Origin of the sequence: Nocardia vulneris, assembly GCF_001613425.1 — a bacterium.
Classification (GTDB): Bacteria; Actinomycetota; Actinomycetes; order Mycobacteriales; family Mycobacteriaceae; genus Nocardia; species Nocardia vulneris.
This window is the reverse complement of the sequence record NZ_BDCI01000003.1, coordinates 304,541-315,194: the sequence shown is the minus strand read 5'-3', so window position 1 is coordinate 315,194 and position 10,654 is coordinate 304,541. Positions and strand designations below refer to the sequence as shown.

Annotated in this window: 9 protein-coding genes; 4 read left to right on the top strand and 5 right to left on the bottom strand. The window is 68.5% G+C overall.

Going from position 1 to position 10,654, the window contains the following annotated elements; translation table 11 throughout:
- The coding region (locus NVU01S_RS05865; RefSeq protein ID WP_175068867.1) for a PLP-dependent transferase at positions 1-486 on the bottom strand (486 nt) is incomplete at its 3' end.
- A gap of 25 nt (positions 487-511) precedes the next feature.
- Positions 512-1,027, bottom strand: coding sequence for an OsmC family protein (locus NVU01S_RS05860; protein ID WP_175068866.1), 516 nt, complete (start codon positions 1,025-1,027; stop codon positions 512-514).
- 577 nt (positions 1,028-1,604) lie between these two features.
- On the opposite strand from NVU01S_RS05860, the gene mihF reads away from it, so the two are divergent.
- On the top strand, positions 1,605-1,919 hold the full coding sequence (mihF, locus tag NVU01S_RS05855; protein WP_029895202.1) for an integration host factor, actinobacterial type: 315 nt from the start codon (positions 1,605-1,607) through the stop codon (positions 1,917-1,919).
- Between the two features lie 116 nt (positions 1,920-2,035).
- On the opposite strand, the gene NVU01S_RS05850 is transcribed toward mihF, so the two are convergent.
- From NVU01S_RS05850 to NVU01S_RS05840, 3 genes are all read right to left on the bottom strand, one after another.
- Entirely contained in the window at positions 2,036-2,569 is a 534-nt protein-coding gene (locus NVU01S_RS05850) for a hypothetical protein (RefSeq protein WP_043673467.1), read from the bottom strand.
- 79 nt (positions 2,570-2,648) lie between these two features.
- Positions 2,649-3,485: a formate dehydrogenase accessory sulfurtransferase FdhD gene (gene fdhD / locus NVU01S_RS05845; RefSeq protein ID WP_043673464.1), complete on the bottom strand. Its 837-nt coding sequence runs from the start codon at positions 3,483-3,485 to the stop codon at positions 2,649-2,651.
- Positions 3,478-5,775: an FdhF/YdeP family oxidoreductase gene (locus tag NVU01S_RS05840; protein ID WP_043673461.1), complete on the bottom strand. Its 2,298-nt coding sequence runs from the start codon at positions 5,773-5,775 to the stop codon at positions 3,478-3,480. The genes fdhD and NVU01S_RS05840 overlap by 8 nt, the downstream gene beginning before the upstream one ends.
- A 1,644-nt stretch (positions 5,776-7,419) precedes the next feature.
- On the opposite strand from NVU01S_RS05840, the gene NVU01S_RS05830 reads away from it, so the two are divergent.
- From NVU01S_RS05830 to NVU01S_RS05820, 3 genes are read left to right on the top strand one after another with little or no spacing between them, the layout of a single operon-like run.
- Positions 7,420-7,671 carry a hypothetical protein gene (locus NVU01S_RS05830; protein WP_156161641.1) on the top strand — a complete coding sequence of 84 codons (252 nt, stop codon included), beginning with the start codon at positions 7,420-7,422 and terminating at the stop codon, positions 7,669-7,671.
- Complete coding sequence (locus tag NVU01S_RS05825; protein ID WP_052280752.1) at positions 7,668-8,531, top strand: hypothetical protein; 864 nt, start codon at positions 7,668-7,670, stop codon at positions 8,529-8,531. Before NVU01S_RS05830 ends, NVU01S_RS05825 begins: the two co-directional genes overlap by 4 nt.
- Entirely contained in the window at positions 8,528-10,651 is a 2,124-nt protein-coding gene (locus tag NVU01S_RS05820) for a serine/threonine-protein kinase (RefSeq protein WP_043672911.1), read from the top strand. Before NVU01S_RS05825 ends, NVU01S_RS05820 begins: the two co-directional genes overlap by 4 nt.
- The last annotated feature ends 3 nt before the right edge of the window (positions 10,652-10,654 follow it).

Sequence of the window (10,654 nt, the reverse complement as noted above, 5' to 3'; positions counted from 1 at the left end):
GGTCTCGCCGTAGAACGCCTTGGTGTTCGGCCGGATCGCGGCGCGCCACTGCTCGAGGTCGTCCGGGTCGTCGACGAAGGACACCTCGATGCCGAGCTTGGGCAGCGTGTAGTGGAAGAGGTTGTAGGTGCCGCCGTACAACCGCGGACTGGACACCAGGTGATCGCCCGCGCCCGCGAGGTTCAGGATCGCCAGCGTTTCCGCCGCCTGCCCGGACGAGAGCAGCAGCGCCGCGACACCACCCTCGAGCGCCGCGATCCGCTGCTCCACCGCGTCCTGGGTGGGGTTCATGATCCGGGTGTAGATATTGCCCGGCTCGGCCAGGCCGAACAGCGCCGCCGCGTGGTCGGTATCGCGGAAGGTGTAGGAGGTGGTCTGGTAGATCGGCAGCGCGCGGGCGCTGGTGGTGCCGTCGGGGACCTGGCCGACATGGACCTGCTTGGTCTCGAAACTCCACGTCGCGGACGGGTCGAGCGACTCTGTCATCGATGCTCCTGGTTTATCGCGGTGGCTAGTTGGTGATCAGGGTGGTTTCGACCGGCGTGGCGCCGGTGCTGAGATCGAGGACCGGGCAGTGCGCGTCGACCGAGCGCTGGAGTTCTGCGTACCGCTGCGGTGTCTCCGGCCCGGAGATCCGGACGGTCACCCGGACGGCCTGGAAGCCGGCGCGGACGCTGTCGTCCAGGCCGAAGAAGCCGCGGACGTCGAGATCTCCTTCGGCCTGGACCTCGAGTTCGTCGACGGCGATCCCGAGTCGCTGGGCCCAGAAGCGGTAGGTCACCACCTGGCAGGAGATCAGCGCGGCGAGGTAGACCTCGACGGGATTGGCGGCGCTGTCCGCGCCGCCGAGCGTGGGTGGTTCGTCCACCCGGACAACGTGCCGGCGCGCGGTGATCGTGCTGCCCACCGTGCCTTCCGGGGTGCCTGCGGCGCGGAACACCACCAGCGCGTTCGCGGGGTCGGTCGCGACCGCTTGCGCGGTGGCGTCGCCGATATCGTTGAGCGGAGTGCTCAGATGAGTGGTCACGGCAGTGAACGGTAGGAAACCGGCCACGCGCTGACGATGGTTTGATTCGGACAGAACCCAACGGTGGACGCCGCTGCTTTCGTCCTCGTTCGACGCCTGCGGGGGCGGTCAAGCAATGGATCCGCTCATTCGTCGAACGGGCGACGGCGCTTCGGCCTGTCGCGAAGTCCCCCCAAAGTTTGGCTTGCCCCCGCAGTCGCTCTTCTTTTGTCGGCATCGGCGCTGACGAGACACGGTGACGATCGGGGAAACCGATCGCGCCCGGAGCCGGAAATCGCCGTTGATCTCCCGTGGTTCGCCGTTGAACCTTGATCCCGCGCTGATGCTTTCGTCCATTGTGTCGCATCGATCGGGTGCGGTGTTACGTCCGTTTCGATGTGCGGACCGGAAGTCATTGTTCATCCGATTTGCCCGTTGTGTGCCGCTCGATTACTGCTCTCAACGGCCCCGGTCCAGGAAACTCATCGCTAACTCCGCCGAAATGGTCCCGGTGTGTCGACCTTGCGCTGCCGGTGAAGTGCTGTTTACTCGGTCCGGTCAACCAGATGTTCGAGTGACGAGTGGAAGCGGAGGAGACATGGCACTGCCTACCATGACCGCGGAGCAGCGCACTGAGGCGCTGGCCAAAGCGGCAGCGGTCCGCAAGGCGCGCTCCGAACTGATCGGCAAGGTGAAGGCGGGCAAGGTTTCGGTCGCCGATCTGCTGAAGAAGGCCGACTCCGATGAGCTGGTCAAGAAGACCAAGGTCGCCGCGGTGATCAAGGCTCTGCCCGGTGTCGGACCGGTGAAGGCGGCCAAGCTGATGGACCAGGCCGAGATCCCGGAGGATCGTCGTATCGGTGGGCTCGGCGCGCGGCAGCGTGCGGCCCTGCTCGACGCCCTGAAGGACTGACGGGGCTAAGCGGACCGAACAGCTCTACCTCGGTGGCGCGGCTGAGCCCGCGCACGACCGCATAGACAGTTCAAACGCCCCACAGCGCCGGCACGGGCTGTGGGGCGTTGTCGTTCCTAACCCCGTTTGCGGCGCGGAAACCGGACAGTGATCGGGCTCGGATCCGACATCGGAATATCGCCGCGCGGCGGCAGCAGCACGCAGGCCGCGGCGAGCGCCACCAGCAGGGCCGAGGCGAGCACGCTCAGCGTGAAACTCACGGTGCTCATCCCCTCGGGTTGGTGGAAGAGGTGATAAACGACGTGCGGGACGCTGAAGACGAGCCAGCCCAGGCCCGCGATCCGTGCCACGGTGGTGCCGTCGACCACCAGCGCGGCAATCGATACCGCGGTCAAGGCGAGGAAGAACGCGCCGACGTCGGCCGCGAGATGATGGTTGTACGGGCCGTCCGCCGCGACCCATCGCATGCCGAAACCGGGAAAGCTGGTGTACCAGGAGTGCGGCGCCACCGTGGCCCACAGTCCGCTGATCGCGCCCTGAACGGCCAACACCACCAAGATGATTCGAGTCGCCAGCAGCCGGCGGCGATACTGCTCGAACCGCATCCGCACGCGCAGCCCCTCCTGCGTGCCCTCCACCGAAATCCGCATCGGTCTCTCCGTTCCCGCCGAACCGCTCCGATCACGTAGCTGTCACGGTAAAGCCGGCCTCCGGGTCGGGCAAGGGTGCTCAGGCCGGCATCGGCGTGGCGTTCGAGGCGACGACCCGATCCGGGTGGGTGTAGACGTTCATCGTGTCGCCGCGCAGGAATCCGACCAGCGTGAGTCCCGCCTCGGCGGCCAGGTCGACCGCGAGCGAACTGGGCGCCGAGACCGCGCCGAGCATCGGAATGCCCGCCATCACCGCCTTCTGCACCAGCTCGAACGAGGCGCGTCCGCTCACGATGAGCACCAGATCGGCTGCGGGGACCCGATTCTGCCGCAGCGCCCAGCCGATCACCTTGTCCACCGCGTTGTGCCTGCCGATGTCCTCGCGCACGGCGAGCACGGTGCCGTCGGCGGCGAACAGACCCGCCGCGTGCAGCCCGCCGGTGGCCTCGAACAGGGATTGCTTGCCGCGCAACGTCTCCGGCATGGCGCCGAGTGTGTGCGGGTCCACCGCGATGCCCTTCTCGGCGATCGGATAGCGGGTGTTCTTGCGCACCTCGTCCAGGGCGGTCTTCCCGCAGAGTCCGCAGGCGCCGGTGGTCAGAAAGCTGCGGGTCTGCACCGGGACCGGGGTGCGCAGCGTGAGATCGAGAACGTTGTAGGTGTTGCGGCCGTCGTCGTCGGTGCCCGAGCAGTAGCGGGCCGCCGTGATGTCCTCGGCGACGCCGATCATGGCCTCGCTCAACAGGAATCCGTGCACCAGGTCCACATCGTTGCCCGGCGTGCGCATGGTGACGGTCAGCGACCGGCCGCCGATCCGGATCTCCAGCGGCTCTTCGACGGCCAGGGTGTCGGGGCGCTGGATCTCCCCGGTCGGCGAGATCCGGCGCGTCCGGCGGCGGGCGGTGACTCTACTCATGACTGGCACGCTGCAATCTGATGGTGACCGATTTGGAGACCGGCGTATTCGACCGCGCCGCGACATGGTCCAGTGGCACAAGCGGATTCGTCTCGGGGTAGTAGGCGGCCGCGTTACCGCGCGGGGTCGGATAACCGACCAGACGGAAACCCTCGACGCGCCGTTCGGTTCCGTCGGTCCACTCCGAGATCACGTCCACCAGTTCGTCTTCGGCGAAGCCGAGCGCCGCGATGTCCTCGGGGTGCACCAGCACCACCTTGCGCCCGCCGTGTACGCCGCGGTAGCGGTCGTCCAAGCCGTAGATGGTGGTGTTGTACTGGTCGTGACTGCGCAGCGTCTGCAGGATCAGTCTGCCCTCCGGGACCGGGGTCCAGGTGAGTTCGTTCACCGCGAAGTTGGCTTTGCCGGTGCTGGTACGGAATTCGCGGCTGTCCCGGGGCGGGTGCGGTAGGACGAACCCGTTGCGGGCGCGCACCTTCGCGTTGTAGTCGGCGCACCCGGGAACCACCCGGGAGATCGCGTCGCGGACGGTGTCGTAGTCGCTGCGGAAACGCGCCCACGGCACCGGATGATCCGCGCCGAACAGGGTCAGGGCCAGATCGCAGACGATCGCGACCTCGCTGCGCAGGTGCTTGCTCACCGGATCGAGCCGGCCGGTGGACAGATGCACCATCGACATCGAATCCTCCACCGACACCTGCTGTTTCACGCCGTCTCGCAGATCCTTGTCGGTGCGGCCGAGCGTCGGCAGGATCAACGCGGTCCGGCCGTGCACGACATGGCTGCGGTTGAGTTTGGTGGAAATCTGTACCGTCAGTGCGCAATTGCGCAGGGCGGTCTCGGTCACCTCGGTATCGGGGGTGGCCGAGACGAAATTGCCGCCCATCCCGATGAACACCGCGGCGCGACCGTCCCGCATCGCGCGGATCGCGTCGACCGTGTCCCACCCGTGCTTGCGCGGGCTGGTGATACCGAACTCCCGGTCCAGCGCGTCGAGGAAGGTGTCCGGCATCTTCTCCCAGATGCCCATGGTGCGGTCGCCCTGCACGTTCGAATGCCCGCGCACCGGGCAGACCCCCGCGCCCGGTTTGCCGATCATCCCGCGCAGCAACAGCAGATTCGTCGCCTCCTCGATGGTCGCGACACCGTGCGACTGCTGGGTCAGGCCCATCGCCCAGCAGATGATGACGTTCTTCGCCTCGGCCAGATACTTCGCGGTGCGGTCGATCTCGGCCCGGCTCAGGCCGGTCGCGGCGAGCACCGTATCGAAATCGACGGCACGGACCTGCTTTTCGTACTCGGCCAGACCAGCACAGTGCGCGTCGACGAACTCCCGGTCGACGACGGTGCCCGGGGCGCGGTCCTCCGCCTCGAACAACAACCGGCCCAGCGCCTGGAACAGCGCCATGTCACCGCCCAGGCGGATCTGCAGGAAGTCGTCGGCGATCGCGACGCCGGTGGTGAAACCCTTGACGGTCTGCGGATCCCGGAAGCCGAGCAAGCCGGTCTCGGGCAGCGGGTTGATCGCGATGATCCTGGCACCCTCGGATTTCGCGTTCGCCAGCGCGCTCAGCATGCGCGGATGGTTGGTGCCGGGATTCTGCCCGGCGACGATGATCAGGTCTGCTGCGGCGAAATCATCGATCGACACCGAACCCTTGCCGATACCGATCGAGCTGGTCAGCGCGGCACCCGAGGACTCGTGGCACATGTTCGAACAGTCCGGCAGATTGTTCGTGCCGAAGCTGCGGACCAGCAGCTGGTAGAGGAAGGCGGCCTCGTTGCTGGTGCGACCGGAGGTGTAGAAGACGGCCTCGTCGGGCGAAGCCAAGGTGCCCAGCTGATCCGCGATCAACCGGTAGGCGTCGTCCCACCCGATCGGCGAATAGTGAGTGTCGCCGGGGCGCAACACCATCGGATGGGTCAACCGGCCCTGCTGGCCGAGCCAATACCCCGACTTGCCCGCCAGCTCCTCGACCGAATGCGCGGCGAAGAACTCGGGCGTGACCGTGCGCAGCGTGGCTTCCTCGGCCACCGCCTTCGCGCCGTTCTCACAGAACTCGGCCGGACGGCGATGACCCGTCGGCTCCGGCCAGGCGCAGCCGGGGCAGTCGAAGCCGTGCACCTGGTTGACTCGCGCCAAAGTGCGGGCAGTGCGAATCACGCCCATCTCCTCCACCGCGCGGCGCAGCGACACCGCGACCGCGGTGACACCCGCCGCCTGCTCCTTCGGCGCGGAGACGGTGAGCTCGGACTCGTCGATATCCTGGGTCGGCCCGTTACGGTGCATAGTTCGTATTGTCCTCTTCGCGGTGTCTGAGTCGGGCAGTGGACCGGTTACCTCGATGGTAGGCACTGGGAACGTCCAGGGGGCGGAACATGCGCCGCGCCCCGGCGCCGCGCCCAGCCGCCGGTCAGCCGGCGAGCGGCGCGCCGGAGTTGGCTCCGCGTTGGCGCACAGAGCATTACGATGCTAGTGATCCGCACGCATCAGGGGGCGGCCGGACGGACTCCGCCGGCACACCACTTGACCGAAGCGACGGCGGAGGTACGCCTAGCGAGAGCACGGCCGATGGGGACGTTGGCACCAGTCGTTGCGCGTGTCGGTGCACTGTCCCGGCAAGCGCGAACCCGGCATGCGAGACAAGTCGCTGGGCTGGGGGTGTTGTGCGTCGTGGCGTTGAGCTGTGGTGGGTCTGGTGGGGGTGGGTCTGGTGGGGGTGGGCCTGGCGTGGTGGGGTTGCTGACCGGTCCGACGGTGGCATCGGGTGGGGACGGGGCGGCGGCCTTTGCTCCTGCTCAGGTTCTTGCGGGTTCCGGTGGTCAGGTTGGTTGGGTGGGGCCCGTGCTGGTGCGGCAGCCGACGACGCCCAAGCCGCCGGCGTCGGATGGGGGTGGGACCAGGGATGGGACGGGCGCGCCTGCTCCAGCACAGGTTCCGCCGCCGCCGCCGCCGCCGCCGCCGCAGCCGCCGCCGCAGCCTCCTCCGCCGCAGCAGCGGCCTGCGCCGCCGAATGGTGGAGCGCGGGATGTGCCTGCTCAGCCGGAGGTGAGTGGGACCTCTGAGGGGACGCGGGATGGGCCGGTGGCGCCGCAACCTCGGCAGCCCGTTCCGTGCGGGGAGGGGAATGGGCCGACGTGTCCTGGGCCCTCCGGCGATCCGAAACCTGGGGAGCCGAAGCCGGGGCATCCGAGGCCGGACCCCGGAACACCTAGCGATCCCAAGCCGGGGGATCCGAAACCGAACGATCCGCAGCCGTGTGACCCGAAGCCTGGTAGTTCGAGGCCGTGTGATCCGCCGCCGTGTGACCCGAAGCCGGGTAGCTCGAGGCCGTGTAATCCGCCGCCGTGTGACCCGAAGCCGGGTAGTTCGAGGCCGTGTGATCCGCAGCCGTGTGACCCGAAACCTGGTAGTTCCAGGCCGTGTGATCCGCAGCCGTGTGACCCGAAACCTGGTAGTTCCAGGCCATGTGATCCGCCGCCGTGCGATCCGAAGCCGGGGAGTTCTAGGCCGTGTGATCCGCCGCCCTGTGATCCGAAGCCGGGGAGTTCTAGGCCGTGTGATCCGCCGCCGTGCGATCCGAAGCCGGGGAGTTCTAGGCCGTGTGATCCGCCGCCCTGTGATCCCAGACCCGGCAGCCCTGGCTCGTGTGATCCCAAGCCGGGTGAGCCCGTGCCGGGTGATCCCAGGCCACCTGATGTTCCGGCACCGCCGCCGGTGCGCCCGCCGGATGCCGTTGTCCCACCGCGGAATCCGGCGCGGGTGCCCGGCGTGCCTCCGCCGGAGCCCGCGCCGCAACCCTTGCCGCGTGAATTGCCTTCTCCCGCCTTGGCTCTCATGCCGACGGCGATCGGTCCCGGTGCCGGGGTCCGGGCGAGTGGGCAGGGGTGTGATCCGCAGGCTCCGGTTCAGGTCGCGATCGGGGATGTGGCCGTGGGAAAAACCGTGGCGGGACCGGACGGGGCGTTCGAAGTTCCGTTGACCACCGGTGCCGTCGAGGTGGGCAGGCATGAGGTGACGGCGAAATGTGGACGGACGCTGACCGCGCCGCTGGACGTGGTGCTGGTCAGCAGCATCGGTTCCGGCACCGGCACTTTGATGGTGATCCTGTTCTTCCTCCTGTTCGGCGGCTGGTATTACGGCCATCGGCTGATTTCGCATCTACCGGCGCGGAGGGGCGAATGAGCGGTCTGTACCGCGGCATCGGAGCTGTGCTCGGACCGATGCTGCTGCTGACGGTGCTGTGGGGGCCTGCGGCTCCGGCGACAGCGCGCCCGGACGGCGTCGACATGTCCGCCAACTTCGACGGGCGCGATATCGCGGACACATCTGTCGATGACCCCCTGCGGCTCGAGCCGGGCAGTACCGTCCGGGTCGCGATCGAACTGTCCAACAAGACAGGTGCGCCGGTCGAGATCCGGCACGTGGATCTGGCCGGGCAGGTGCTCGGCCTGAGCTTCTTCTCCTATTCCACCGCCGTCGAATTGACCATCCCGCCGGGCGGGGCCGAATCGCTGCGATATCGGCTGGAGTTGCGCGGGCTGGAGGGGCAGGCGGTCGGGTTCCTCGGCGGCGAGCTGGCGGTGTACGGCGCGGACAGCGCGAAGGTGGCGGCCATCCCGTTGATCACCGATGTGCGCGGGTCGCTGTGGTCGGTCTACGGGTTGTTCGGGATCGCGCTCGCGACCCTCACCGCCCTGGCGATCGCGGATGCGGCGCTGGCCGTTGCGCGCCATCGGCTTTCGGTCAATCGCTGGCAGCGCGGGTTGCGGTTGCTCGCCCCCGGGCTCGGGATCGGGCTGGTGTTCGCGTTCACCGCGTCGGTCGCCCGGTGGTGGGTGCCGGACACCAGCCTGTGGCTGGCCTTCGCCGGTGTCACCGCCGCCGTCGCGTTCCTGCTCGGCTACGCGTCACCGACGCCGGAACCGGATGAGGCAGCAGACGACGAGCCGGACGAGGCCGCGGTGGGGGACGAGTTCGCGGCGCCGGACGAGATCGCGGAGGCAGACACGCAACGATTCCCGCCCGAGAGGCCCAGGTTGTGACCGAGCAGGGCGCGCGATTGCGGGAGGCGTTGCCCGCCTACGACATCGGTGCGGAACTCGGCCGGGGCGGGTGCGGGGTGGTGCTCGCGGGGACCCATCGCCGGCTGCGCAGACCGGTGGCGATCAAACAGATTCCGGCGCAGTTCGTGCACGACGAACGGGTCCGGCGCCGGTTCGTCGCCGAGGCCAGGGTGCTCGCCGCCATCGACCATCCGCATGTGGTGCGGGTTTTCGACTACCTGGAGCACGAGGAGCTGTGTCTGCTGGTGATGGAGTACCTGCCGGGCGGCACGGTGGGCGAGCGGTTCGCCACGGACGGTTACGATTTCGCCAGCGCCGTCGCGATCGCCTTATCCTGCGCGGCCGGATTGACGGCCGCGCATCGGCATCGGGTGCTGCACCGCGACGTCAAACCGGCGAATCTGATGTTCGCGGCGGGTGGTGCGATCAAACTGACCGACTTCGGCATCGCCAAGATCGTCGGTGGTGACGAGACTTTGGTGACCAAAGCGGGCGACATCATCGGCACCCCCTCCTACATCGCCCCGGAACAGGCTCGCGGACAACCACTCTCACCGGCCACCGACGTGTATGCCTTGGCCACGATGCTCTATCAGCTCTTGTCGGGCGTGCTGCCGTTCCCGCCGGGCGAGGGACCGCTGGCCATGCTGTTCGCGCACGCCTTCGACGAGCCGATCCCGCTCGGCGAAGTCGCGCCGAATGTGCCGGAACCCATTGCCGCCGTGGTGATGCGCGGACTCGCCACCGATCCCGCCCAGCGTTTCGCCACCGCCGAATCCTTCGGTATCGCCCTCGCCCGCCCGGCCGTGTACTGCTGGGGCCAGAATTGGCTCGCCCCCGTCGGCATCCCGGTGATCGGCGCCGACACCATAGTCGCCGCCGCGACCGGCAGCAGCCGCCCCCATCCCTCCAGAACCCCACCACCCGGCAGCGGCTCGGCGCTCCCGCCTACGCCGGTGTCGGACGCGGAGACCGCGCCGCCGTCGAGCGCACCACCTCGGACTCCGCGCGGCACCGCCCCGCCTACTGTTCAGTGGTATCCGGCAGGGGCCGGGAGCTCGCAATCCGGTGCCGGATCGGGGCCGGTTGCTCCGCCCGGACGTCGGTATCGACCTGCTGGGCCTAGGCCGGGAGCTGTTCCTGGGGGATCGCGTGTTGCTGGTGCTCCGGGCGGCTTGCCACCGGCGGACGGGGTTCGGCCTGTTGGCGGGGCTCGGTCCGGGTATCCGGCGGGGGTGGGGCCTTTTGTTGGGCAGCGGGTTGCGGGGGCGGCGACGACTAGGGTCCGGCCGCGGGGTGCGGCACCGGCGCGTGGGGCTCGGTTGGTGGAGCTGGATCGGCGGGATCTGCGGCCGATCCAGCAGGTGGTCACCCTTGCTTCGCCGCGGGTGCCGCTCGTGATCGGTTCGGCGCTCGCGGTCGTGGCGGTGGTGCTGGGTCTGGTGGGGAGCGGGCCGTCGATCGGTGGGGATCTCGCGCCCGGCGCGGTGCTGCTCGGTGGCGAAGATCCGGCAACGGGTGCGGTCGAGATCGATTTGACGAAGCCGACTTCGTTGCAGGCCAACGGTATTGATGCCGATTCGGCGGCGTTGAAGGTGACGTTGCTCGGGGTGCCGCTCGGCGGGGAGACCGTGCCTTTCGCACCGGGCGATCGGCAAGCCTCGCTTCCCGCGCCCGTCAACGAGCACGTCATGGCGGGCACACTGACCGGTGAGTTGGTGCTGCTGCGCAATGGCGCGGAAATCGCCACGCAGCGTGTCGAACTCCGCACCGTCCAACGCTCGACCACCACGGTGACCGCGGGGTGTGTTGTGCTGCTGGCACTCTTCGCGCTCGCCTATCTGGAATCCAACATGCGTCGTTTGCGCAGTGGCCGTGGCGGATTCGCCAATGCCCTCGGACTGGCGGTCAGCGCCGCGCTGCTCGCGGTCGCGTTGCTCGGCGCGAGATGGGTTCTGCTCGCAGTGCCGCCGACCGTCTTCACCGCCGCATGCTGCGCTGCTTCGGCTGCGGCGGCAGGCGTTGCGATGTCCGTTGCGGCGCGCCGAATCGGCAAGCGCCGCCGTTACCTTCGTCGCGCCCGTCGTCGGGCGTCGTGAAGG

What these genes read in the sequence shown, in the direction of transcription:
- mihF (WP_029895202.1), top strand. Translation starts at nt 1,605, where the DNA reads ATGGCACTGCCTACCATGACCGCGGAGCAGCGCACTGAGGCGCTGGCC.
- NVU01S_RS05850 (WP_043673467.1), bottom strand. Translation starts at nt 2,569, where the DNA reads ATGCGGATTTCGGTGGAGGGCACGCAGGAGGGGCTGCGCGTGCGGATG.
- fdhD (WP_043673464.1), bottom strand. Translation starts at nt 3,485, where the DNA reads ATGAGTAGAGTCACCGCCCGCCGCCGGACGCGCCGGATCTCGCCGACC.
- NVU01S_RS05840 (WP_043673461.1), bottom strand. Translation starts at nt 5,775, where the DNA reads ATGCACCGTAACGGGCCGACCCAGGATATCGACGAGTCCGAGCTCACC.
- NVU01S_RS05825 (WP_052280752.1), top strand. Translation starts at nt 7,668, where the DNA reads ATGAGCGGTCTGTACCGCGGCATCGGAGCTGTGCTCGGACCGATGCTG.